The organism is Chryseobacterium sp. AC405b (genome assembly GCF_979258685.1).
Window position 1 is genome coordinate 349,093 of sequence record NZ_OZ409877.1, and the last position, 26,584, is coordinate 375,676.

18 protein-coding genes and 2 tRNA genes are annotated in these 26,584 nt (G+C 34.7%); 8 read left to right on the top strand and 12 right to left on the bottom strand.

Annotated features, from left to right (window positions below; translation table 11 throughout):
* Positions 1–19: 19 nt before the first annotated feature.
* The 4 genes from tamL to ACZZZA_RS01730 form a co-directional block, all read right to left on the bottom strand.
* Positions 20–2,368, bottom strand: coding sequence for a translocation and assembly module lipoprotein TamL (tamL, locus tag ACZZZA_RS01715; protein ID WP_463429539.1), 2,349 nt, complete (start codon positions 2,366–2,368; stop codon positions 20–22).
* Positions 2,368–7,404: a translocation/assembly module TamB domain-containing protein gene (locus ACZZZA_RS01720; RefSeq protein ID WP_463429540.1), complete on the bottom strand. Its 5,037-nt coding sequence runs from the start codon at positions 7,402–7,404 to the stop codon at positions 2,368–2,370. Before ACZZZA_RS01720 ends, tamL begins: the two co-directional genes overlap by 1 nt.
* 332 nt (positions 7,405–7,736) lie before the next feature.
* Positions 7,737–7,807, bottom strand: a tRNA-Gln gene (locus ACZZZA_RS01725).
* A 121-nt stretch (positions 7,808–7,928) separates the two neighbouring features.
* Positions 7,929–7,999: transfer RNA gene (locus tag ACZZZA_RS01730), tRNA-Gln, on the bottom strand.
* Between the two features lie 97 nt (positions 8,000–8,096).
* Here ACZZZA_RS01730 and ACZZZA_RS01735 point away from each other — a divergent pair.
* The 4 genes from ACZZZA_RS01735 to ACZZZA_RS01750 all read left to right on the top strand — a co-directional run bounded on the left by ACZZZA_RS01735 (position 8,097) and on the right by ACZZZA_RS01750 (position 11,325).
* Positions 8,097–9,128, top strand: coding sequence for an AMP-binding protein (locus ACZZZA_RS01735; RefSeq protein ID WP_463429541.1), 1,032 nt, complete (start codon positions 8,097–8,099; stop codon positions 9,126–9,128).
* Between the two features lie 90 nt (positions 9,129–9,218).
* Positions 9,219–9,611: an alternative ribosome rescue aminoacyl-tRNA hydrolase ArfB gene (gene arfB, locus ACZZZA_RS01740; RefSeq protein ID WP_463429542.1), complete on the top strand. Its 393-nt coding sequence runs from the start codon at positions 9,219–9,221 to the stop codon at positions 9,609–9,611.
* A 46-nt stretch (positions 9,612–9,657) separates the two neighbouring features.
* A complete protein-coding gene (locus tag ACZZZA_RS01745; protein ID WP_463429543.1) occupies positions 9,658–10,326 on the top strand; it encodes a hypothetical protein in 669 nt (222 codons plus the stop codon).
* Positions 10,327–10,353: 27 nt separating this feature from the next.
* Positions 10,354–11,325 (top strand): deoxyhypusine synthase family protein, encoded by a 972-nt coding sequence (locus ACZZZA_RS01750; protein WP_463429544.1) that lies wholly within the window; start codon positions 10,354–10,356, stop codon positions 11,323–11,325.
* A gap of 91 nt (positions 11,326–11,416) precedes the next feature.
* Here the strand turns inward: ACZZZA_RS01750 and ACZZZA_RS01755 are convergent, their stop codons facing one another.
* On the bottom strand, positions 11,417–11,563 hold the full coding sequence (locus ACZZZA_RS01755) for a hypothetical protein (protein WP_463429545.1): 147 nt from the start codon (positions 11,561–11,563) through the stop codon (positions 11,417–11,419).
* 181 nt (positions 11,564–11,744) lie between these two features.
* Positions 11,745–12,536, bottom strand: a complete 792-nt coding sequence (locus tag ACZZZA_RS01760) for a glucose 1-dehydrogenase (RefSeq protein WP_463429546.1) — start codon at positions 12,534–12,536, stop codon at positions 11,745–11,747.
* A 208-nt stretch (positions 12,537–12,744) separates the two neighbouring features.
* On the opposite strand from ACZZZA_RS01760, the gene ACZZZA_RS01765 reads away from it, so the two are divergent.
* Entirely contained in the window at positions 12,745–13,041 is a 297-nt protein-coding gene (locus ACZZZA_RS01765; protein ID WP_463429547.1) for an MGMT family protein, read from the top strand.
* A gap of 90 nt (positions 13,042–13,131) precedes the next feature.
* Here ACZZZA_RS01765 and argS read toward each other — a convergent pair whose 3' ends face one another.
* The 3 genes from argS to ACZZZA_RS01780 all read right to left on the bottom strand — a co-directional run bounded on the left by argS (position 13,132) and on the right by ACZZZA_RS01780 (position 19,476).
* Positions 13,132–14,892 (bottom strand): arginine--tRNA ligase, encoded by a 1,761-nt coding sequence (gene argS / locus ACZZZA_RS01770; RefSeq protein WP_463429548.1) that lies wholly within the window; start codon positions 14,890–14,892, stop codon positions 13,132–13,134.
* Between the two features lie 86 nt (positions 14,893–14,978).
* A complete protein-coding gene (locus ACZZZA_RS01775) occupies positions 14,979–16,442 on the bottom strand; it encodes a SusD/RagB family nutrient-binding outer membrane lipoprotein (RefSeq protein WP_463429549.1) in 1,464 nt (487 codons plus the stop codon).
* Between the two features lie 10 nt (positions 16,443–16,452).
* Positions 16,453–19,476, bottom strand: coding sequence for a SusC/RagA family TonB-linked outer membrane protein (locus tag ACZZZA_RS01780; RefSeq protein WP_463429550.1), 3,024 nt, complete (start codon positions 19,474–19,476; stop codon positions 16,453–16,455).
* A 136-nt stretch (positions 19,477–19,612) separates the two neighbouring features.
* Here ACZZZA_RS01780 and ACZZZA_RS01785 point away from each other — a divergent pair, with 136 nt between their 5' ends.
* Complete coding sequence (locus ACZZZA_RS01785; RefSeq protein WP_463429551.1) at positions 19,613–20,197, top strand: ribonuclease HII; 585 nt, start codon at positions 19,613–19,615, stop codon at positions 20,195–20,197.
* Positions 20,198–20,306: 109 nt separating this feature from the next.
* On the opposite strand, the gene yidC is transcribed toward ACZZZA_RS01785, so the two are convergent.
* Both yidC and ACZZZA_RS01795 read right to left on the bottom strand, forming a co-directional pair.
* Positions 20,307–22,106 carry a membrane protein insertase YidC gene (yidC, locus tag ACZZZA_RS01790; RefSeq protein WP_463429552.1) on the bottom strand — a complete coding sequence of 600 codons (1,800 nt, stop codon included), beginning with the start codon at positions 22,104–22,106 and terminating at the stop codon, positions 20,307–20,309.
* A gap of 173 nt (positions 22,107–22,279) precedes the next feature.
* Positions 22,280–23,893 carry a CTP synthase gene (locus tag ACZZZA_RS01795; protein WP_463429553.1) on the bottom strand — a complete coding sequence of 538 codons (1,614 nt, stop codon included), beginning with the start codon at positions 23,891–23,893 and terminating at the stop codon, positions 22,280–22,282.
* 94 nt (positions 23,894–23,987) lie between these two features.
* On the opposite strand from ACZZZA_RS01795, the gene ACZZZA_RS01800 reads away from it, so the two are divergent.
* Complete coding sequence (locus tag ACZZZA_RS01800; RefSeq protein WP_463429554.1) at positions 23,988–24,410, top strand: hypothetical protein; 423 nt, start codon at positions 23,988–23,990, stop codon at positions 24,408–24,410.
* A gap of 93 nt (positions 24,411–24,503) precedes the next feature.
* Here the strand turns inward: ACZZZA_RS01800 and ACZZZA_RS01805 are convergent, their stop codons facing one another.
* Positions 24,504–25,073, bottom strand: coding sequence for a YceI family protein (locus tag ACZZZA_RS01805; RefSeq protein WP_463429555.1), 570 nt, complete (start codon positions 25,071–25,073; stop codon positions 24,504–24,506).
* Between the two features lie 116 nt (positions 25,074–25,189).
* Between ACZZZA_RS01805 and radA the strand changes: the two genes are divergently transcribed.
* Positions 25,190–26,539, top strand: a complete 1,350-nt coding sequence (gene radA / locus ACZZZA_RS01810; protein WP_463429556.1) for a DNA repair protein RadA — start codon at positions 25,190–25,192, stop codon at positions 26,537–26,539.
* Positions 26,540–26,584: the final 45 nt, after the last annotated feature.

A 26,584-nucleotide genomic window follows, 5' to 3' on the forward strand; every position in this document is an offset into this window, starting at 1 on the left:
TGATGAGTATTTCAGTTATTTAAAATGGATAACCAATCGCAATATTCAAAATCAGATTATCTCTTCTCCAGCTTGAATCTCCAAAATTGATTCTGTCAAAAGCCCATCTTTCGCCTTTTTCATAATAAGGTACTCGCAACGGCATTGCGAGATCGAGTCGTAAAACAAGAATTGAAAAATCAAGTCGCAAACCAACTCCTGCTCCGACGGCTATTTCGCTTAAAAATTCTTTAGAAAATTTCCCTCCCGGTCTTCTATTAACCCCATTCTCATCGAGATCATCATTGATCAGCCAAATATTTCCTGCATCTGCAAAAACGGCAACATTAAGGAACTTATATATATTTGCACGGTATTCTGCATTCAGTTCTAGTTTTACGTCACCTGCCTGATCAAATACAAAACCCTCCTGCTGTTGCGGTCTCGGATCAAAACTTCCAGGTCCTAAAGTTCTTGCACGGAATGCTCTGATACTGTTACTTCCGCCTACAAAAAACTGTCGAGAAAAAGGTATGTATTCTGAATTACCATAAGGAATAGCAACTCCCGCAATAAATCTTGATGCAAAAGATGTTTTTTCACCAAATTTGTGATAGAATCTCACATCATTTTCAATCTTTGCATATTGGCTGAACGGAACTCCGAAGATTGTTTTCTGATCATCTTCTTTTACATTGGCTCCGGTTACAAGTCCAGTGATATTTCCGGCTAAATCAAGCATTCCTTTGTAATAGAAAGTATTTTTTCTAGGAAGCATGGTCGTTGAATAGGTGTAAGAATAAGTAGGGCCGAAAATAAGTTGTGGTTCTACTACTCTTGCCAGATAAGGATTTTGTTGGTATTTTTCAATGTATTTCGGTGTTACATTAGCAGGATCTATAAATGAAACATCAATCACTTTTAATTCATGCTCTTTTCTTACATTTTCTTTCCACTGATATCCGAATGATGCGTTGAAAGTATTTAAAGTATATAAAGTCGTTCGGTTTTGAAATTCATATCCGATCTGAATATTGGTTCGGGGAACAAAGGCACTCGAAGAATTAAAACGGAAAGGAGCAACAATTCTAGGAATTGACAACTGCGCATTGGTTCCTGCCCTGAAAATATTTTCAGCATCTGCCGGTCCGCCAATTTGCACATCAAAAGCACCATAAACAGAAGCTTTAAACTGTTCAGCTCCACGGAAAAAATTTCTTTGGGTCCAGTTTAAGTTTAATTCGCTTCCTGCATAATTGGCAGAATTGGTTCTTCCCAGAGCTTCCAAACGTAAAGACTGAAGTTCTCTCGGAGTCAGTACATAATAAGCATCAAACTTATGATTTAAAGAATCTGAAACTACAAATTCATTTTTTACGAATTTAAACACACCCAAACTTATCAGTCTGTTCAGAGATAAATTATGGTCTTTTCTATTATAAATATCTCCTTTATTAAAATACAAAGCACGGTCGAAAATTTTCGGCTTGAATTTTTTATCAGGATCAACAACATAAATATCATTGTATTCATAGCCTTTCAGCGAATCATGATTCATCGGAATGCTGTATTTTCCTTTCTTGGCATCACGAAGATTATAATTCGGGAAAACAACTACTTTATCAATAGAAAACTGTTCGGTCGCCAATTTTGGAGTGTTCTCTTTTAATTTCACCATCATCTCGACCTTATGATCTTTGCTGACGGTACTGTCTGCCTGAACAATGATATTATCAGGATTGAAATAATAAAAACCTTTATCCTTTAAGCCATCATCAATTCTCTGTCTCTCGAGTTTAATAACATCCAGATCAAAAGGATTTCCCGGTTTTAATAACGTTTTACCTTTTAAAGCCTGAATTTCCTGATTAATTAAACTGGAATCCTGCACAAAATTGACATTGCTGATTAAATATTGTGCACCCGGATTTAAAGTATAAATTACTTTCGCTTTCTTATTTTTTGAGACGGTGTCATACTTCGCTTTTGCATTGAAGTAGCCTTTGTTTTCAGAATAATTAACAATAATATCTTTGTTAAATTCTCTATCAACATCTCCCAATAAAACAGGTTCTTCTCCAAATTTATATTTCAGCCAATATCGAATTCCTTTCTCCTTCTTTGGTTCTTTGGTAACGTTGTAGGCATACAGTTTAGGTCTTAAACCCAGAAAAGACGAATTTGGTTTTGGCGTTAAATTTTCTTCAAGAGCAGCTTTTAACGCTTTCTTTTCTTTTTTCGGCAGGGTATCGTTTTCAATCTTCACTTCTGCTCCTGTATAGAGCATTTGTCCATCTTTTAAAAATTTGGTATTGCTGCACGAAACAACAGCCGCAGTCATTCCCGATGCTAAAAAATATCTACAATAAATGTTTATCTTATTCTTCATTACTTAAATTCTACGACCTGGTTATCTTGTTTTTTCTTATTCTCACGACTTTCTCTGTTTCGATTATTTCTCGACTTCCTGAAAATATCTCTGAATTGATTGTAATCTAAAGTGATGATAAATCCAACACCGGTTTCTACAATCTGTCCCTGTAAAGCAACTTGGTAATCATTTTTTCGATAAGCACGCAGCATATATCTTCCGTCTCGTGAAAGACTGTAATCTACGGTTACGTCTCCTGCAATATTGGTCGTGTTCTCGTTTTGTCTCGCCTCGCCTTCTAATCCGAAATTACTTCCTACTGAAACTTTAAGACGATCATTCAGTAATTTTTTGCTTAAACCGATATTAAGATCCGTTCTGGTATTTTGTGTTCCTGTAGAATAATCTTCAGTAGATTCTAAATCGAAATTAAGATCAACGCCTTTTATTAAATCTGAAGCCAGATTATTCAGTTGCTGAGAAAGAATTTTACTCACACTCTGTCTTGCCATGGTTTCTGCGGATACTCCGGAATTGCTCTGGAAAGGATTTTCACCAATGAAACGATTCAATAAAAGCAACGCAAAAACCTGCTTGTTCATCTCATTGGGATCTTGTCTTAGTTGAGCGAGTTTTCCATCAATGGTCTCTGTAACAGCAGATGAAACAGCATTATTTTTTTCATCTGTTGTAATGTCAAATGAAATCTGAGGCTTCATCAGTTCACCCTTCAAAATCAACAGCGTATTAAATGGTATTCTCTGTTTGTATTGGTTCAGATCTGCATCCCCGACTTGCTGCTCGATCAAATCGATCGGTGCAGTTTCGGTTTTATAAATCGCTGTAATATCAAGGTTCGCAGTCGTAGGCTCTCCTGTCCAAGTAATTGTACTTCCTTTCTGAATGTCAAATTTTCTTTTCAGAACACTTACAGACATTTCATAACTTCCTTTTTCAACTGAATAAACACCAACCAAAGTAGTTTTTCCAGAAGGATCAATTCCTCCCGTCAAATCTGCTTCACCCTGAAGTTTCACAAAATCACCGGCTGCTTTGTCAATAACAATAGACATTTTCGCTTCTTTATCTACTTCAATATTTACATTCACATCCAATCCTTTGATCTGGCTTTGAGCATCAATAGAATCTGCTTTAATGGTTTTATTTAAAGCAACCTGATCTTGGTCAATAAACTCGACAATCCCTTCTCTTTCCTGTAAAGACGGACTTGACTGAGGGAGAACAAAAGTGAAATCTGTAGTTTCTGCAACGGCCAATCTGCCGTCAACTTTAGGCAAATCTAAATTTCCTCTTACTTTCAAAGCTGCATCAATTGCCAGAATACCATACATCATCGCATCGTTTGATTTTTCAGAATTTACAACTTTAAAATCTTTCGCATCCAGATCAAGGTTAAATGCAAAATCTCTGTAGGTTTGTGTCAAAACCTGTCCGTCTATGTTGAGAGAATTTCCGTCTTTGTCATTAATTTTGAAATTATCAAACTCAATTCCCCGGTTCGTAAATCCTATTTTATCATTAATATTTCTGAAATCACTTCCTGTTTGTGAAATCATTAATCCTACATTATTCATTTTAACATCACCAAGAATTTTTGGAGCTGTTGTAGTTCCTTTTATTTTTAAATCTCCGGAAAGATAACCTTCTGTATTGGTAATAGCATTCATAGTAAAGCCTTGCAGCGTTTTCATCTGAAGCTGATTCATATCTAAATCTAAATCAAACGTACTTGAAGAAGTATTGTAATTTCCTAAAATCTTAACGTCATTATTGTTCCCTGAAAGCACTACGTCTGCATTCAGAAGATTCGCAGACTGGTTATTGACTTTTATGGCTAAATTACCGACCGGACTTCCGTAAACAATTAAATCTGAAACGTTGATGTCTGAAGTGAACGTCATTTTTTTGGTCAAATCTCTCAGCTGAGCCGTTCCGTTGATCGTTCCTTTTGCTAAAAGTGAATCTTTTTTGATGATTTCCGTGATCGTTTCGATTTTAAAATCTTTCAGCGAAACATTGAGCGGACTGCTTGGTGAACTGCTTTCAGACTGTAAAGAAATTTCAGCTCCGGCATTGGAAAGTGTAAAATTATCTGCAACAATTCCCTGGCTGAAAATTTGAATCTTATTGTTCTCAGCAACCGTCCAATCCATGTAATTCAATTTTAAACCATTAGGATTTAAGGAGATTTCGGTAATATCGTTCATCGATTTGGCATTTCCTGCAATCAGGAATTGCGTAGCATCTTTATCATCTTTTGTCGTGATATTATAATTGATAATATTTTGAGCAACGTCACCATTGATATTAACTTTATTTAAAGCCAAACTCTCACTTTTCAAGGCCGCAACACTTAGATCATATTGCAAAGCCTGGTTTTCGTTGGTAATTTTTAAGCTTGTATTTTCAAGTGTATTTGCACCGTATAAAACCTGTGGAATCTGTGCATCAAGTTCTATTTTCTGAGAATCTGCGTTGTAATTTCCTGTAATATTGATGGTTTCAAAACTTTTCAGTTCAGGAACAAATTTTCTGATCAGATCATCATTTTTAATTTTAGCATTAAAGGTAAAAAACTGTCCGGCATCAATTTTCTGAACTTTCCCTGGTTTTTGAAACTGATAATACTGATTGATCGTTTGTGTTAACGCTCCAAAAATCTGAGTCAGCTTATATTTTCCGTTCAATTCAACATCTGCAATCTGAGAATTGAATTTTATTTGGGTAGAATCTGCCGTAGAAACCGCCAGCAAATTCACTTCCTGAACCGGGTAGACTTCTTTCGTATCGGAGATCGCAAAATCTTTAAGATTCAAATATCCATTCAAATTATCCGGATCTAAACTTTTAAAATCACCGTCTACTGCTCCCGCAATAATCATTGGAGAACTGTAGAATCCTAATTTGTTTAAATCTAATTTATTGATATTTCCATTAACTTTTACAGTAGGATTTTTCTCGTTGTAAACTCCTGAAGCTGCAAGATGTAAATTGGCATTCGGATCTTTTGAGTTTAAATCAACATCGTAAGCACCACGATTGATCTTCCCTTTCAGATTCATATTCTGGTAAGTATAGCCTTTGTACGTAGCAGATTTTACAGCTCCAGCTAATTGAGCAGTCATTACTTTCGGATCAAAACTCTGTCCTTTTGCATTAATCTGTGCCGTGATGCTTCCTAAATCTTTATTTTGAATCAATTTCCCGATTTGAAGATTCTGCAGATTGGCTTTTACGTCAAAAATTTCCCTGTCTTTTCTTTGCATATCAACTTTAGCGATAATTCCGGCATTTCCTAATGTAGAATTCAGACGCAAATTGGTATCAACAATTTTCGTTGTTCCTTTCGCTGTTCCTTTTATTCTGAAAAAAGACGGTAAAGTGATGTTTTTCGGAATGGTATTTTTCGGGACTAAATTGTAAATCGTTTTTGCGGAAGAAGAGAGTTCTGCAATTTTTAAATCATAATATAAATTATTAGGATTCATTGCATTTTTGATTCTTCCCGAAGCAGCAACTTTTAGGTTGTCTAAACCTGAAACTTTCAGATTTTGAATCGCCAGATCATTAATTGTACCGTTTACCAAGGCATTTACGTTGAGTGATGCATTTGGATATTTATTAAACGGAGCTGTATTTCTTAGGGTCGGAACTATATTTAAAATATCTGAAAAACCGATTTTGGAATCACGAATATCTGCAGAAATTTTTACTGCTCCCGGATTTGCCGATAATTGCTCAATCGAATTGTAATTTAAAATAATTTCGTCTCTTAAAACTGTTTTTGGTGTTTGTAAATAAAGATTTTTCAGATAAGCCTGTTCTGCCTCATAGACAAAATCTGTATTGAATTTCTGAACGTTTAAACCTCTCGCTTCCTGGATTTCTGCTGATTTTACACTTCCTGCAAAACCATTGTTTTCCATTTTAAAATTTCTGACGTCAAGATTTAATTTAGCAAAATTCAGATGGTTAAAATCCATTCCGCTTTTGGTTGGGGCAACTGCGGTATTGTTATAAGCAACTTTCACATCATCAAGAACCAGTTTTCCTAAAAGAACTTTCATCGCTTTTTCTTTTTTAGAAACGGTTGAAACTTCTGGATTTTCGTCTTTTTTAGAATTTGCGTTTTCCGTTGGAAGAAATAGATTTGCGTTGATGTTTGCTCCGGTCAGATAGACATTTCCAACATTGTAATCGTTATTTTCAAGATCAATGCTGTTGACTTTGGTGCTTAATTCTTTAAAAAGAACTTTTGCAAAAGTTTTAGAATTGTCATCTCCGTAATCAATATTGAAATTGGTTAGTTTAATTCCGTTCAGACCTAATTTCATAGGCTTTTTCTGATTGAGAGAGTCTACTTTTTCTTCAACATTTTGAGAAACTTCTTCTACAAAATCCTGTTTTAATTTTAATTTTAATCCGTCAAGATTAATGTCATTAACTGCATAAGAATTGTTTTGAAGATCAAAAGTTTTTACTCTTGTATCAAATGAATTAAAATAGACTTTAATGTCATTTTTAGATTGCTGATCATTGAAAGTCAATCCTATATCTTTCAGTTTAATTTTATCAAGAGAAATGATGAAAGGTTTTGAAGTGCTTTCTTCCTTATCTGAAGTGGCAAACGCATCAATAATATAATCGAAATTGAATTTCCCTTGTGGATTTCTTACCACATTTGCACGAACGCCTTCAAGATCAATCGAAGTAAGATCAGCTTTTGATTTCATGAGTTGCCACATGTCTAATCCGACATCTAATTTTCTCGCTGAAAGTAATGTATCAATATTTTGACCCTTCAAATACAGATTTTCCATCACCAAACTGTTTGGAAAACCTATGTAGACTTTATCAAGACTTACTTTTGTTTTGATTTTTTTCTCTAAATAAACAACCAGTTTATCTTTTACGTAATTCTGTACTGCGGGAAGTCGTAAACTTAATATAAGAAGGATAACCAATACAATGACAGAGATGATTGCAATAACAATACCTCTGAGAATTTTTCTTTTGTTGAATTTCAGTTTCAAAATTTTCTGATTTAGACCAATATACAATATTTAATGTTGGCAAATTTGTATTCTTTACCGCTGTTTAAATTTTTTATGAGTCTCTTATATCTTGAAAATCTGAAACTTAATGATATTTACCATTGTAATATTATTTGTGATGGCTTATTAAAAATAGGACTTGTTTGATTTTATGAGCAATATGTTTGCCAACCGTTCCTTTTAGGGTGAATTTCTGTGAAATGAGGTATGTTTTTATATAACAAAAACCTGATCACCATAAACAGGTTTGTGAAAAATACCCTTTTTGATTAATTAAAATAAAAAAACCACCCTTAAAAAAGGATGGTTTGTAGACCCACAGGGATTCGAACCCCAACTGATGGTACCAAAAACCAGAGTGCTACCGTTACACCATGGGTCTGTTTTATTTTAGTGGTGCAAATCTACATTTTTTTTCTATATCTACAAAAAAATATAAATGAATTTGAAAAAAATATTAACTATACTTAAAAACAAAAACCACCCTTAGAAAGGATGGTTTGTAGACCCACAGGGATTCGAACCCCAACTGATGGTACCAAAAACCAGAGTGCTACCGTTACACCATGGGTCTGTTTATTTTAGTGATGCAAATTTACAGTTTTTTTATTTATCTGCAAATCGTTTTTTTATTTTTTTTAAATTTACCTAAATTTTTATCTGCGACAACCATGGTGATTGACTTCAATAATCTCGAAATTAATAATTTACATTTTCATACCGAATTTCAAAAAAAAATATTTTTTTTCTTAAAAGAATGGCTTTGGAGTTCCGAAACAGTACAAGTGCAGACATCCGGATCTACAGGAGTTCCGAAAATGTTTGAAATCGAGAAAACGAAAATGATCACTTCAGCAAAAATGACCTGTGATTTTTTAGATTTGAAAAAAAATAACACTGCCCTACTTTGTCTTCCTATAGAATATATTTCCGGAAAAATGATGTTGGTTCGTGCTTTTGAAAGAAAATTAAAGCTTATCGTAACTGATCCATCTTTAAAACCTTTAGAAAATCTGAATGAAGAAATTGACTTCTGTGCAATGACTCCTTTGCAAGTCGAAAATTCTTTAGACAAAATTCATCTCATTAAAAATCTCATTATTGGCGGAGCAGCCGTTTCGGAAAGCTTAAAAATTAAGATCACCCAAACTCTTAAATCCGTCAACTCCCAAATAAAAATTTACGAAACTTACGGAATGTCTGAAACGCTTTCTCACATTGCATTGAAAGAGATTTATCCAGACCAGCAACCCTACTTTACAGTTTTTGAAAATATATCCATTTCTTTGGATGAAAGAGGCTGTCTGAAAATTCTTGCACCCAATTTAAATGATGAACCTTTACAAACTAATGATTTAGTTGAAATAAGAGATGACAATCAATTTAAATTTTTAGGGAGAATTGATAACGTGATCAATTCCGGTGGAGCAAAAATATTTCCTGAAGAACTGGAAGCTTTAGTTAAAAAAGAAATTCCGAATGAAGTTGTATTTTTAGGCCTAAAAGATGAAAGTTTGGGAGAGAGACTAATTGCCGTAATTGAAGGAAATGAATCTGAATTTTTAATCGAAAAAATATTAACCATCAATTATCAACTGAAATTTCACAAGCCAAAACAGATTATCTTTGTTGATGAAATCCCAAGAACACCCAATGGAAAGGTAAAAAGAACTGAGCTTCGTAAAACAATTGAAAGTCGTTAATTTTATTAGATTCTAACTGATAATCACCTCGTCTCAATTCTTCTTAAAGTTGATCCACCTCTCCAAATGAAGGAATTAAAAATGTGAAATATGAAAGATTTTTCCAAAGAACTGAATTTCAAAACTTCCCGAAGCAGCGGCGCAGGCGGACAAAACGTGAATAAAGTGGAAACTGCAGTTACCGTTACCTGGAAAATTTCAGATTCTGAGTTTTTTAATGAGAGACAAAAAGATTTAATTTTAGAAAAACTGAAAAACAGAATCAATCTGGAAGGATTTTTATTTCTAAGCGTTTCTGAAAGCAGAACACAACTTCAGAATAAGAAAATTGCTACCGAAAAGATTCTTGATATTGTAGATAAAGCTTTAATCATTCCAAAATTCAGGGCGAAAACGAAACCAACAAAATCGTCTGTAGAAAAACGTATTCAGCAGAAAAAACAAAATTCGGATAAAAAAGAAAACAGACGTTTCAAATTTTAATTCTCGTCAATTAGAAAAAATAGTATTTTTGCGGAAATTAATAACTATGTTTAAAAAACTTTTAATGTCGGGAGCTTTCGTAATCCCATTCTTGTTTTCAGCGCAAGAAGAAAACTTAAAATCAGAACCAAAAATATCGTTAATTCCGTCTGTAGGTTATGCATGGCGTTTGGCAAAAATGCCCAGTGGAATTCCCAAAGAAACGAGAGATTATATTAAAGGTCTGAAAAGCGGAATTAATTTTGATATTTCTGCATATTATCACTTAAAAGGAGACGGTGCAATTGGTGTAAAATATTCAAACTTCAGTGCTTCAAACGATGGGAGAATAACCGTGCAAGATTCAAATGGAAACACGGTTTCGGGGTTTGTAAACACCAAAGATAATATTACATTTATTGGTTCTTCATTTATGTTTTCAAATTTTAAACAAGACACTAAACACAAATTCTATTATGATATTGCATTAGGTGTTATTACCTACACCACCAAAACAGGAGCTGTAAAAGGAACAGGCTCCAATCTTGGTCTGGAAGCTAATTTCGCTTATCAGTATGCAATCACTAATCAGATTTTAATAGGTCCAAAATTAGGTACTACCGCAGGAACTTTAAGCAAGATGAAATATAATGGTACAACGGTAAATTTCGGTGATGAGGAAAAAGAAGGATTAAGCAGACTTTCTTTGAGTGTAGCTGCAACTTTCCGTTTTTAAATTTTATCTTTGTGAAAAATAAAAATAATGAGCAAACCGATTACTGAGTTCATAGAAAAATATTACCTGCACTTCAATGCAGCAGCTTTGGTAGACGCATCCAAAGGCTATGTTGCCCATTTGAAAGAAGGTGGAAAAATGATGATTACTTTGGCAGGAGCAATGTCGACTGCTGAGTTGGGAAAGATCTTAGCTGAAATGATCCGTCAGGATAAAGTAGATTTTATTTCTTGTACCGGGGCGAATCTTGAGGAAGACCTGATGAATCTTGTTGCGCATTCTCACTACGAAAGAGTTCCTCATTATAGAGATTTGACAGCTCAGGACGAATGGGATTTATTGGAAAGAGGCCTGAACAGGGTTACAGATACTTGTATTCCGGAAGAGGAGGCTTTCAGAAGATTGCAGAAACATATCGTAGAAATCTGGAAAGATGCTGAAGCAAAGGGTGAAAGATATTTTCCGCATGAATTTATGTATAAAATGATTCTTTCTGGAGTTTTGGAGCAATATTATGAGATTCCAAGAGAAAACTCCTGGATGATTGCAGCAGCTGAGAAAAATCTTCCAATTGTAGTTCCCGGCTGGGAAGATTCTACCATGGGAAACATTTTTGCATCTTACTGCATCAAAGGTGAATTGACTGCTACAACCATGAAATCTGGTATCGAATACATGACGTATCTGGCAGATTGGTATACTAAAAACTCTGCAGGAAAAGGAGTTGGTTTCTTCCAGATTGGAGGAGGTATCGCCGGAGACTTCCCTATTTGCGTTGTACCCATGTTGTATCAGGATATGGAAATGAATGATATTCCGTTCTGGTCATATTTCTGTCAGATTTCAGATTCAACGACTTCTTACGGTTCATATTCAGGAGCTGTTCCGAACGAGAAAATCACTTGGGGTAAACTTGATATCACTACGCCGAAATTTATCGTTGAAAGTGATGCAACCATTTGTGCACCATTGATGTTTTCTTACATCTTAGAAAATTGAATTTGCAGACAAAAGTCTGAATCTTAGATATAAAACGCTTCAATTTTTGGGGCGTTTTTTCGTTTCTAAGAATCTCGCGATTAACGTTGTTTCAATCCAAAGAATTGGTCAGTACAAAGTAACGATATGCTAAAATGCCTTTTTGCAGTTTAGTGAGTTTTGCAGGATCTTTATCGCTTAGTTTCGGTAAAACGGCTTTGTTGATTTTATTTAATAATCTGAAAATGAACTTTTTCATAACTTTTAGATTTAGATTAGAGATCATTCAAAAATTATGCAGGTTTGTTTAGATGCTGGAAGTTAGGTGTCAGAAGCTGGATGTTTTTAAGGTCGATAAAAGAAAAATTGTCCTCAAGATTGAAGACAATTTTTTGTAATTCTTAAAGCCAAAAGCTAGAAGCGATTTGCTAGCCACACTGCTACGAATTACCATACATGTTCGATTCACCACCATCGATGGCAATGACCTGTCCTGAAACATAACCGTTTTCATCACTTAAAAGATAAGCGACTAAGTTTCCGACATCTTTTGGATCTCCTAATTTTCTGGTAGGATTTCTTGATGCGTATTCTTTTTCTGCCGCTTTCGGATCTGCAGGATTCACCTGATTGAACGCTTCTGCAACCATCGGCGTTAAAATAGCTCCCGGAGCAATTGCATTGGTTAAAATATTATCTTTTCCATATTCCAACGCTGCATTTTTTGTCATTCCGGCTACGGCATGTTTGGTTGCAACATAAGCAGTTTGGTTCATAACTCCTCGGATTCCTCCGACGGACGCTACGTTGACGATTCTTCCGCCTCCGTTTTTCTGCAATTCAGGAATTACATATTTCATTCCGTAATACACTCCCAGCAAATTGATATCGATTACTTTTTTGAAAACTTCGATATCGTATTCAATCAGGGGAGCTTGCTTTCCTTCGATTCCTGCATTGTTGTACAGTCCGTCAACCTTTCCAAATTCTTTAACGGTTTGGTCAACATAATGCTTTACATTTTCTTCCACTGAAACATCCGCTGTAACGGTAAGAAATTTATTTTCCGGATATTTTGATTCCAATTCGGCCTTTGCTTTGCTCAAAGCTTCATCATTGTAATCCACCAAAGACAGATCTGCTCCTTTTGAAGCTAAGACATCTGCAGCAGCCTGGCCCAGACCCATTCCTGCTCCTGTTACGATAATTACTTTTCCTTTCAAATTTGACATAATATTAGATTTTTATTTTCATTGCTTCATAATGCAACATTGATGCCTTTTTGAGTTATGACCGATACAATACTTCGTTGAATTTATAAAATTTGAAAACTCTTATTGAATACAAAGACAGAAAAATCTTTGAAAGCTTGATTTATAAAATCTTGAAAACGAGGATTATTTATTTACTACATTTGAAAGATCTATCTAAATCAACTTAATGAACGAGATCTTCAAACAACAAGTCTGGGAACTCACCAGATTAGTTCCTAAGGGACGAGTAACAAGTTACGGAGCGATTGCTAAAGCGGTTGGTTTTCCCAATCATTCACGCCACGTTGGAAAAGCAATGGGAGGTTGCCCGAAAGATGTTCCGGCTCATCGTGTGATTTCCAGTTCAGGAATTTTGTCTGTTCCAGAATTTCAGGAAAGATTAGAAGCTGAAGGTATTGAAATAGAAAATTTCAGAATAAAAAACTTTAAAAATATATTTTGGAATCCTTTTAATGAGCTGTGATTATTACATTTGAGACTGATAACGAAATACAAAAGTCCGGCAATTTGCCAGACTTTTTACTTTTTATTGCTTTAAAATTATCTAAGAATTTTACATTCTGTTCACCGTTCCAATTCCTAATAATCCTAAAGATTTTTTAATTGTTTTCGCAGTAAGATCAGATAATTCTAAACGCAATTGTTTTATGTTTTCATTTTCCTGAATCACAATCGGATTATTCTGATAAAATGAATTATACGTTTTTACAACATCATACAGATAATTAGCAACTAAAGCCGGACTTAAACTTTCTGCCGCTCTGGAAACAACCGTCTTATAATTAGCTAATTGCATGATCAATTCTTTTTCAAATTGATTCAATTCAACTTCTGCAATCTCTTTTTTAATATACTCAGCTTTTGCTAAAAGCGACTGAATTCTGGCAAATGTATATTGAATAAACGGACCTGTATTTCCATTGAAATCAATACTTTCAGCTGGGTTGAACAACATTTTTTTCTTTGGGTCAACTTTTAGCATGAAATATTTTAAAGCTCCCATGCCAACTGCTTCATAAGAAGATTCTTTTTCCTCTTCAGACAAAGTTTCTAATTTTCCTAGTTCCTGAGATTTTGCTTTTGCCGTTTCATACATTTCCTGCATCAAATCGTCTGCATCCACTACGGTTCCTTCACGAGATTTCATTTTTCCTTCCGGCAGCTCAACCATTCCGTAAGACAAATGGTACAATTGATCTGCCCAAGAATAACCAAACTTACCTAAAACTTTAAATAAAACCTGGAAATGATAATCCTGTTCGTTTCCTACCGTATAAATTAACTTCTGAATATTATTTTCTTTAAAACGCTCGACTGCAGTTCCTAAATCCTGCGTCATATATACTGAAGTTCCGTCTGAACGAAGCAAAAGTTTCTCATCCAAACCATCTTCAGTCAGATCACACCAAACAGAACCGTCTTCTTTTTTATACAAAACACCTTTATCCAAGCCTTCCTGAATAAGATCTTTTCCTAAAATATAAGTGTTGCTTTCATATTGAACCTGATCGAAGTCTACGCCAAGTCTTTTATACGTTTGATTGAAACCTTCATACACCCATGAGTTCATCTCTTTCCAAAGATTTCTCACCTTTTCGTCACCATTTTCCCAATCAAGTAGCATTTTTTGGGCTTCTTTCATGAGAGGAGCTTCTTTTTTTGCCTGATCTTCAGAAATTCCTTGTGTTATTAATTCGGCGATTTCTTTTTTATAGTTTTTATCAAACTCAACGTAGTAGTTTCCAACAAATTTATCTCCTTTTATATGATCTGTATCCGGAGTTTCACCTTTCCCAAATTTTTCCCAAGCCAACATCGACTTACAGATATGAATACCTCTATCGTTAATGATCTGACTTTTAATGACATCGTATCCATCTTCTTTCAGAATTTGCGCAACCGAAAATCCTAATAAGTTATTTCTGATGTGTCCTAAGTGAAGTGGCTTGTTGGTATTTGGTGAAGAATATTCTACCATTACGGTAGCATTTTTCTTTTCTATTGTTGAAAATTGTTCAGCTACTGTTTTAAATTGACTGATAAAAAACTGATTTTTAACTTTTACATTCAAAAAGCCTTTTATTACATTAAAACTTTCAAGCAGATCTGTTTGAGTCGTTAACGCTTCACCTAATTCTACTCCTATACTTTCAGGGTTTTTCTTCAACTGTTTCACCAACGGAAAAGTGACAATGGTAAAATCTCCTTCAAACTCGGTTTTGTTTTCCTGAATTTCTAGTTTTATATCTTTAAGTTGATAGACATTAAGGATAACCTCTGCCAGTTTTTGTTCTATAATATCTTTAATATTCATTATTCTAATTTGAATGGCAAATATACGGAAATAAAAAAACCGCTCGAAGGCGGTTTAAGTTTGAATAATATTAAATTAACTCTAAATTAATTAATATCCCAAAATATTTTTGTTGTCAATTTATCTCCTCCAATTGCAGAAGAGGCAGAAGACCAATTAGTACCGTTTACCGTCTGTTCATTTATAGGGTAAGTCAATCTTGTAGGTACCTTACCTTCGGCCGCGGGTATTGCATCAGGTGCTGCCAAGACAGGGTAATCTAATCTTCTGTAAAAATTCCAAGATTCAAACCCTCTGTTATACATGGCAATCCAAGCTTGTTGACCAATTTTTTGTTTCCAATTGGCATTAGAATAAGCTACATCAGGATTGGCCAAGTACGCAGTAATAGCAGCTGCCGGCACGCCCCATTGCTGCATCGATCTTTCAATAGCATTTTGATAATATTGTTGAGCGGAAGATCCTACGGTGTATCCTCTTGCTGCAGCTTCAGCAAGATAGAAATTAACCTCGGCTGCATCAAATAACAATCCTGGTTTATTCGCTGGAAGTAAAGCATCGCCTATGTGAGAATTGGCACTATAGGTATTTGTTTGCCCCACTGTACCTCCGACATAACCTCCTCCAGATATTTCTGTAAAGTAAAAAGGTCTTCTAGGATCATTTAAATTATTCATTGTATTTACTATTTCTTCTTCAGCAACAAAATCATTTCTATTACTTGCAATAACTTCAGCATACAATCTGTTAAAGTTTGGCGAAGTAACGTCATATTTAAATGATGAGTTTTCTGCGTTTGTAAGCATAACACCACCCGTGTAGGCAGACTCCACAGTTTGCTTTGCCAAAGTAGGATTAACATCTGCAAGATTGATTCCTACTTTAAGTTTTAAACTGTTAGCAAAAACAATCCATTTACTTACATCACCATTGTAAATATTATCTCCAGTTTCGAAACTTGGGTATCCTGAATCTAATGTCCCTACGATCGTATTTAATCTGCTGATCAAATCTTCATATATTGTTTTGGCATCATCATATTTTGGAAGCACTATTGATTCTGGTTTTGCTGCTTCCGTATATGGGACGTTTCCGAAACTGTCGACTAAAACTTGATAAGTATAAATTTCTAATAAATTAACAATTGCTAATTTATTAGCTTGCTGCTTTTCCCATGCTGCCTGAGAAATTGCAGTTGGCTTAACCTCTTTAGAAATAACTTTTTTAGATTCGTTAAGATTACCCAATACATCTGTGTACAGTGCTAACCACATATTATCCGGAACTTTTCTGGTTCCGGTAAAATTGAACCTAGCATCATTTCTATAAATCGTTGTAGCTAAATAATGTTGAAAAAATCTAAAGACATTTAAATTTACACTTGGTGTTTCCATTTGATCCATAAGCTCTTTCTGAGCATTGGTAAATAGAAGTTCAGATGGCACCTCGTATGGCTGACTTTGGTTATTGTTGAATTCTTCATCTCCGTTTACACATCCCGTGAAAACAGCTATAGAACCTATGGTTAGTATTGAAAATATTTTTTTCATTTTAATTAATTTAGAAATCTAATTTTACGTTGAAAGAATAAATACGTGTCGTTGGCATTACCCCTGATTGGAATCCTTGTATATTTCCGGAAGAAGTACCGGCTTCAGGATCAGCATCAGGAAGATTTTTATGTATAATCCATAAATTTTGACCGAGCAAACTTAAAGTCATTCCTTTAATAAATGTATTTCTCAATAAATCTGCAGGTAAGCTGTAAGAAAGTTTTGCCTCACGCAGTTTCACATATGAAGCATCATATACAAAAGCCTCTTGAGGTACACCTGCATCTGTACCGAACGCTCCTCCAGCAAAAGATGCGTCAATTCTTATATCATTGGGAGTACCATCTTGTTTTACTCCGTTCAAGATAACTCCACCACCGTTTTCAAGTGTATTTCTGATTGGATTTCCCAAATCATTTAATCCTGCACTGTATTCGTAAATTCCAGTAAGTCCTCCGTAAGATTGGTCAAGAGAATATACACTGCCTCCTTTTCTAACATCAATCAGGAAACCTAGTGAAATATTTTTATATCTGAACGTGTTGTAGACTCCACCAATCCAATCTGGTTGAATGTTGCCTAAAACTTTGTCTGATGCTACCAAATAAAATCCATCATCGTCTACCACTTTATTACCGTTTGAGTCATAAACAAATCCTGTTCCCCGAAACGTTCCGTATGGCTGACCAATAGTTGCATTCAAAGTTGTTTCCTGAAAACTTGCAAGCTGTAAATTATCTCTGCCTTGGTTTAAAGCTTTTACAATGTTTCTATTTCTAGCCCAGTTAAGATTAATATCCCATTGGAAATCTGTACTTTTCAGTGGTACTAAGCCTAATGATACTTCAATACCTTTATTTTCTGTTTCACCTGCATTGATTAAAGAAAAACTGTATGCAGTAGATGGTGACTGAGGTACGCTAAACAGTAAGTCAGATGTATTTGTTTTATAAAGTGACAAATCTAAAGTTACTCTTCGTTTAAACATAGATGTCTCAAGACCCACTTCCCAGCTTTTCTGTCTTTCTGGTTTTAGGTTATTATAGTCTACATAAGTTGTACTTATATCTGCCATAGGAGTTCCGCTAACAGTTCCTCTGTTGGAGAAGAAGCCGGGTCTTCCAAATGCCATATCATTACCAACTTCTGCATAACTTAATCTTACTTTTCCAAAATTTAACCAGCTGCTTTTAAATAATTCTGAGAAAACAAAACTAGAGCCTAATGAATAATAGGTATAGTTGTTATTTGCTTTTGGAAGAGCACTTGACGTATCATTACGAATAGTACCTTCTAAGAACAAAAATCTGTCAAAATCAAAAGATGCCTGAGCATAAACTCCAGCTTTCTGACCTCTTATATTGCCTTCGATAGGAGGAAAATACGATCTTGAATTACCAATTGTATAAAGATCAGGTATTATCAGCCCGCCTGTAGTTGAATTTTCCATACTTCTTTGGCGCTGATCCAAAAACTGCGCTCCACCTACAAACAATGCACTAAATTTATCCGATATATTTAAATTATACCTTCCAATTACGTCGTAGGTCTGTCTCATAACATTATCATCAAAAACCCAATATCCTGAAGTTTCATCAGCTTGTGCAAGGCCAAACTCTTCAGCATGGCTTCCCACAGCCTTTCTTATTTCTTGTTTGCTGTTTGTATAATCTATTGTTGCTCTTCCCAATATATTAAATTTGTCAGTAACATCATAAGATAGTTCAGCACCGGCAATTAATCTTGTTTTATCATCAGATGAATAGTTTTTGTATCTATCCCAATAAGGATTATTCCAAAATGCGGCAGACAGATCACCATCCAGAGGAGAATTCATATTCCATGTATAATTTTGGTTGGTTCTGAAAAATTCGTCTCTCAATTCTAAAATATCAACATTTACTGGCCACCACTGTCTAAAACCGGTCATAATATTATCACCATATCCTACAGAATTTCGTCCGATAGTTGTCTGATCATTGAATGTTAAAAAAGTACGTGCACTAAACTTATCATTAAATTTTCTGGTATAATTACCACTTAGCATATTTTTATTCAATCTACTATTTGGTAAAATACCCGTTTCATAGTTGTTAGTAAAAGTTAAGTTATAAGTATTTGATTCGTCACCTCCATTTAAATTAAAACTGTTGACAAAAGAAAGTGACTTTTGGAAAAATTTACTAGGATCGTTTTTAGCAGCTACCCATGGTGTTGCTTTTCCAAAGTTTGGGTTTCCTGGTACAAAAGAATTCCATTGATAAACTAATAAATTAGGATTAAATGCAGCACCATATGAAGCATCATCACCAGTTGGTGCTAAAATATCAACGACACCATCACCATTTACATCTTCATTAAAAAAACTGTCTTGACCCGAATATCCTGCTCCATATAATTTTTGATATTTAGGAAAAGTTGATCTGTCAATTTCTCCGACAGAAACTGTTGAGTTCAATGTAAGACCTAGTGATTTCCCCTTTTTTCCTTTCTTAGTTGTAATGATAACAGCTCCGTTAGATGCCATACTACCATATAATGCGGTTGCAGCTGCTCCTTTTAGAACATTTATAGATTCTATGTTATTTGGATCAATATCTGCAGTAGCATTTCCAAAGTCGAAACCATCTCTACCTCTTGAAGCATCAGTTGAATTTAAGTTACCACTAATAATGGGTACTCCGTCCAAAACTATTAAAGCTTGATTGTCACCCGTTATACTTTTTGTACCTCTTAAAACGATATTACTGGATCCACCGAAATTACCATTGTTTTTAATTTCCATACCGGCAACCTTCCCCGATAAGTTATTGATGAAATTATTTGTTGGTACAGAATTTACTTTCTCTGCGTCTAGAGTTTGTGACGAATAACCTAAGGATTTTTTTTCTCTTTTGATACCAAGTGCGGTTACAACAACTCCCTCAATCTCTTGTGTTTTAATTGTATCTTTCTTCGTTTCCTGAGCATTTACAACAACAAACGAGGAAGATAATACTAAAGCTAGTACACCTGCTGTTAATTTCTTCATATTTATACATTAATTTTGTGTTAACAAAGTTGTGAAACTTTTTCATAAAAAACTGTTAAAAAGAGAAAAATTTATTATTCACTTCATAGTACATTAATTTTTCTATAAATTTGTCTTTACGTAAATGTTAATTTTTATGGAATTATTAAAGAAATGGTCAAATCTTTATATCGAAGCAGGTTGCGATGAAGTCGGCAGAGGATGCCTGTGTGGACCCGTGGTTGCGGCGGCAGTAATCTTGGATGAAAATTTTAATCAGAATCTGGTAAATGACTCAAAAAAATTAACTTTTAAAAAGAGAATGGAACTCGACAGCTACATCAAAGACCATGTAAAAAATTATGCAATTGCTGAACTTCCGCCAACTTTTATTGACGAACATAATATACTGAATGCCAGTATTCATGCAATGCATCGAGCTCTTGATCAACTTACCATTATACCAGAGCTCATTTTGGTAGATGGAAACAAATTTCATCCATATAATTTCATTCCGCATCAATGTATCATTAAAGGTGATTCAAAAATATTATCAATTGCTGCAGCATCTATTTTAGCCAAAAATTACAGAGATCAACTGATGATCCAGCTGCATGAAGAACACCCAGAATATGGCTGGAACACCAACTTTGGTTATGCCACAAAAAAACACCAGGAAGCCCTGACAAAGCATGGTGTAACAAAATATCACCGTCAATCTTTCAGGTTAAACTATGATTAATTAAATTGGTGTGTGAATTATTATATTACAGATTTTAACATTTTAAATTTAAAATCATTCCAAATAAAAAAGAGAAGCAATAAACTGCTTCTCTTTTTGTTATAATAAGTTATTTCTTTTTATTTTTCGTCTGCTCCTGCGTTTTCTGTTGTTCCTGAGCCTTTTCCATCATTTCTCGCATTCGCTTCTGGAACTTACCTTCTGTTTTCGGCTTTTCTTTATTTGCCTGAATCTGTGCATGAATTTTCTTTTCATCCAGAATCAAATACTTGATGACAAGAATAATCAAGATGTTGATCGCATTTGACACAAAATAGTACCAAGATAAACCTGAAGCTGATGTGTTCAGAAAGAATAAGAATGTGATTGGGAAAATGTACATCAATACTTTCATATTCGGCATCCCTTCCTGTTGTGGCTGCTGCATATTTCCTGAAGTCATTACCGTGTAAATTAAAATAACAATTGTACAAGCTATAGCAAATACACTTAAATGCTCTCCTAAAAACGGTACATTGAATGGCAATTTAATCAAATCATCATAAGCCGTAAGATCTTTTGCAAACCAGAAACCCTGACCTCTCAAGTCGATAAAATTCGGGAAAAATCTGAATAATGCATAGAAAATAGGAATCTGCACCAATGCCGGTAAACATCCCGCCATTTGATTCACCCCCGCTTTTCTGTAAATCTCCATTGTAGCCTGTTGCTTTTTCATAGGATCTGCATCCTTGAATTTTGCTGTTGCTTCATCAATTTCCGGACGAATCACTTTCATCATCGCACTCAATTTATGCTGCTTATACATAATGGGTGACAATATCAACTTAACAATGATGGTCATTAAGAAAATTACCCAACCGGCTGTAATTCCCCAAGATGCAATAAGATTGTACATCGGCATGAAGAAATAACGGTTCATTGCTCCGATGAATGACCAGCCTAACGGTAAAATTTCGTCAAAGTTTTTATCGTAGGTTTTTAGTAGTTTTAGATCTAAAGGCATAAAGTACCAGGTAAAATCCTGATTCAATTCACTTCCTGTCATCTGAACAAAACCTTCATAATTCAATTTTTTGAGATATTCGCCTTCTTCGAAGGCTTCCTGATTTCCTTTACTTTGTGTAAAGCCATTTTTAGCTTCGATCACAGAGGAGAAAAATTGTTGTTTTACACCAATCCAGTTGAGTGTTTCTTTATCCTCAGTCATATCCGTTCTTCCGTCATAATCATAATCTTCATAATTATTAAACGCATAAGAAAATTCTGAGTGAGACTGTTCCTGAGCTCTTCCTTTTTCGAGATTTCTCACTTGGTAGTCCCAAATAAAATCTGCTTTATTATCAGAAGTAATTTTTGCAAGCCCCTGAGTTCTTACTTTAAAATCAACTCTGTATTTATCTAATAATGTATAAATAAACTGAATAACAGCTCCGTTATAATTGGCAGTCATGGTCACTGCACTCCCTGCAACAGTTGGCGAAAAAACCAGATCTTTAGTATTGATGGTTTTCCCTGTTTTATCTTTAAACTGAAAACCGTAGCTTGAATTATTTTTAGTAATCAGATTAAGCGGAAGATCTGCTTTATCCGTTTTACGGTCATAAGCTTTGTATTCTAAAAGTTCCACTTTTGAAACCTGACCTCCTAAGCTTGAAAATTCAAGTTTCAGCTGCTTGTTTTCCAAATTAGAAATCTGAATAGAATTCGGAGTTACATTGGGATTGATATTGGCTGCCGGAGTTGGTTTTACGGTTTTTTTTGCCTGTTCTGTTTTCTGTTGCTCAGCTTTCAGCTTTTCTTCTTCCTGTTGATTATTCTGAAAATAAAACATGAATCCGAAAAGGACCAAACATAAAACCGCAAAACTAATAATCTGACTTTTATCGAGTCCGTTGTTCTGTTGCATTTTATTTTAATTAAAATTTAAAAATTTAAATCAGCATGGCAATGCCATACTTTTTGAGTCGACAAAAATACTGTTTTTTTATCAAAACTCTACATTATAATATGTTACTATATAATACACTCAGACTGACAAAAATCAATCTGAGTGTATTATATAACGTCCTTATCAAGTAATTACTTTATCTCTTTCTCACAAGCCTTAATAAAAGCCCTGAACAAAGGATGCGGACTTGCTACCGTACTCTTGTATTCCGGGTGATATTGCACCCCTACATAAAATGGATGATCCGGCATTTCTAGTGCTTCCACTAAACCTGTTTCCGGGTTTGTACCCGTTGCTAAGAAACCATTTTTCTCAAATTCCTGAATATATTCACTGTTGAATTCGTAACGGTGACGGTGTCTTTCAGAGATATGCTTACTGCTGTAGATTTCATGTAATTTTGAACCGTTTTTCACAGCACACTTCCATGCTCCGAGACGCATCGTACCTCCTTTGTCTACTACATTCTTCTGTTCTTCCATCAAAGAAATTACAGGATGCTCGGTAGAAGTATCAAACTCCATAGAGTTAGCTTTAGTATAACCTAAAACATTTCTGGCAAACTCAACAGTCATGATTTGCATTCCCAAGCAAATCCCCAACATCGGAACTTTATTTTCTCTTGCATATTGAGCGGTAAGAATTTTACCCTCGATACCTCTGTCGCCAAAACCTGGAGCAACCAAGATACCGCAAACTCCGTCTAGAGTTTCTTTGATATTGTCTTTGGATAAATCACCACTGTAAACCCATCTTATTTTCACTTCCGTTTCTATATCTGCTCCGGCGTGTTTGAAAGCCTCTGCAATTGAAATATAAGAATCCTGAAGAGAAATATATTTTCCTACCAACGCAATCTCAACCGTTCTTTTTGGATTCTGGAATTTTTTAAGGAAAGTTTTCCAGTCTTTCAGATCTGCTTCTTTGTCACTTTTCAGATCTAATCCTTTCAGCACTACATCATCAAAATTTTGTTTTTGAAGGTACATCGGAACTTCATAAATTGTTTCCAGATCTTTACATTCAATCACATTATCTAAGGAAACGTTGCAAAATTGAGCCAGTTTTGCTCTTTGATCTTTTGGAATTTTATGTTCGGTTCTGCATACTAAAACATCAGCCATAATTCCACTTTCCATCAATTGACGAACAGAATGTTGAGAAGGTTTTGTTTTTAATTCTCCACTTGAAGCTAAATATGGCAACAAAGTAAGGTGTATTACCATAGAATTTTTCTCTCCCAATTCCCATTTCAGCTGACGCACAGTTTCTATGTAAGGTAAAGATTCTATATCTCCTACAGTTCCGCCGATTTCAGTAATAATGATATCGTAGTTCTGCTTAGATAAAATTTTAATTCTGCGTTTAATTTCGTTGGTAATATGCGGAATTACCTGAACTGTTTTTCCAAGGAAATCTCCTTTTCTTTCTTTTTCGATTACAGTTTGGTAGATTTTCCCGGTAGTAACGTTGTTGTTTTGAGAAGTTGGAGAGTCAAGATAACGCTCATAGTGTCCTAAATCCAAATCTGTTTCAGCACCATCTTCAGTTACGTAACATTCTCCGTGTTCATAAGGATTCAGCGTTCCCGGGTCGATATTGATATAAGGATCTAATTTTTGGATCGTTACATTAAAGCCACGTGATTTTAGTAGAAGTCCCAGAGAAGCAGAAACGATTCCCTTTCCCAAAGATGAAGTTACACCTCCTGTCACAAAGATATACTTTGTATTCTTTTTACTCATTAGATTAGGTTTGTGCAAAGTTAGGGGAAAAAGAAAAGCAAAGCAATTTTGTAACTGAATTTGATTGTGTATTTTAGTAATTAAATTTTTAACAATGCAAATTCTTAATAAACTTGTCTGTCTAAAAAAGGTTGAGCTTTTACCTACAAATGGGCTATTGTTAAAATTTGATAACCTACCACGTTGGAGAAATGACGGCTTCAATATTTATTTTACAGACCGCCATCACGATTATTACGAAGGTGTTTTTATTTATTTCAAAGAGAATATTTTAAATTATCATCTTTTATTTAAAAGTCAAATAGGTGAAAAATTATATATTGAAATTTGTAATCAGCATTTAAATGTTTGGTGTGCTGTAGATTTCGACCACATAGAAGATAGAAACTCAATAGATAATCTCGAAGAAATAGAAATTTCAGATTTTAAAATTGAAAAAATTGAAAAAACCGCAGCAGATTGGAAAAATGAATATGAAAGACTAGAAAGAACTTATCTTGATCTACGTCATAAATAATTTAACCCTAGAAATTTATTTGCTTATAAAAAGAAAAAGGCTTCTCAAAACTTGAGAAACCTCCACCTAAACCAAATTATATATATATGAAAATTATTGCTTTACCAATTCAAAATACAAATTCACCTCAACATCTTTTGCCACACCTGCTCCGGTAGGATCATATTTAATATTGTAATCCAAACGATTTACGGTAAATTTTGCCTGCAACCCTGCAACTTCTTTTCCCTGCTGATTTTTTGTAATACCTCCAAAAGTTACAGGAATGGTTATATCTTTAGTGACGTTCTTAATAGTTAATTTACCTTTTAATGTATAATTATTTCCTTTTGCCTGAGAAATAGTTGCACCTTCAAAAGACATCGAAGGAAACTTTTCTACATCAAAGAAGTCTGCACTTCTTAAATGTTTATCTCTCGGATCAACACCTGTATTAATTGATTCTGTATAAACATTGAAATTAAATTTAGCATCATCCAAATTATTTCCCGGCATGGAAACAGTTCCGTCAAATTTATCAAATCTACCTTGCACAAAGCTGATTCCCATGTGTTTGATATTGAAATTTACAGATGAATGCATCGGATCTACGCTCCAGTTATTTTGAGCAAATGTGAATATACCTACTAATGTAAATATGAAACTAAAAAGTATTTTTTTCATTTTTTAAAATTTATAGAACAAATGTACATCAGAAAATTCAAAATATTCATTGATGTATGATAACATTAATACTATTTGTGAAAAATTTTGAGACAGATTTTTTATAATTTTACAGCATGGCAAAACTAAGAACAGCATATTTCTGTCAAAACTGCGGATCTCAATATTCACAATGGATGGGACAGTGTAAAAACTGTGGAGAATGGAATACTCTGGTAGAAGAAATTGTAGAAAAAACTCCTCAAAAAAGTTTATCTCCTTCAAAAACCAAACAGAGTGTCATCAACATTATCGAAGTGGAAGCCATTGAAGAGCCCAGAATAAAAACCCCTTCTGATGAACTGAACCGTGTCTTGGGAGGCGGAATTGTTTTAGGATCGGTCACTTTAATTGGTGGCGAACCCGGAATCGGAAAATCTACCCTTCTTCTTCAGCTTGCCTTAAAGATGAAAAAGAAAATTTTTTACGTTTCCGGAGAAGAAAGTGCATCTCAGATCAAAATGAGAGCCGACCGTTTGGCTGATGTGAAAAATCCGAATTGCTTTCTGTACACTGAAACTTCTTTAGAAAAAATTCTTCACGAAGCTAAGAAACTTGAACCGGATTTTGTGATTATAGATTCTATCCAAACGTTGCAGTCACAATTGATTGAAAGTTCACCCGGAACAGTTTCCCAGATCCGCGAATGCTCAAATGAAATCATCAAATATGCGAAAGAAAACAATGTTCCCGTTTTCCTGGTTGGTCATATTACAAAGGACGGACAAATTGCAGGACCAAAAGTTCTGGAACACATGGTTGATGTCGTTTTGAATTTTGACGGTGACAGAAATCATCTTTTCAGATTGCTGAGAGCCAATAAAAATCGTTTCGGATCAACCTCGGAAATAGGAATTTACGAAATGGTTTCGCAAGGTTTAAAGGAAATAAAAAATCCTTCAGAAATTCTAATCACTAAAAAATTTGAAGAACTGTCTGGAAATTCTGTTGCAGTAACTCTGGAAGGAAACAGACCGATGCTTCTGGAAATTCAGGCGTTGGTAAGCACCGCAGTTTACGGAACTCCGCAAAGGAGCTGTACAGGTTTTGATTCTAAAAGACTGAATATGCTTTTGGCTGTTTTGGAAAAAAGAGCAGGTTTTCAGCTGGGAGCAAAAGACGTTTTCTTAAACATTACAGGCGGAATAAAAACAGATGATCCGGCCTTAGATTTGGCGGTTGTCGCATCAATTTTATCATCTAATGAAGACATTGCTATTTCTGAACATTTCTGTTTTGCCGGAGAGATTGGTCTGAGTGGAGAAATACGCCCTGTAGCACAAGTCGAACAAAGAATTACTGAAGCAGAAAAACTGGGTTATGAGAAGATCTTCGTTTCAAATTTAAATAAAATTCCCAAAAGAAAATTCGGGATCAAGATTGAGGAAGTAAGTAAGGTTGAGGATTTTCATGAAAGATTGTTTTAACGTTAAAAAAATCATACTATTTTAGATTTTTATATATATATTTGC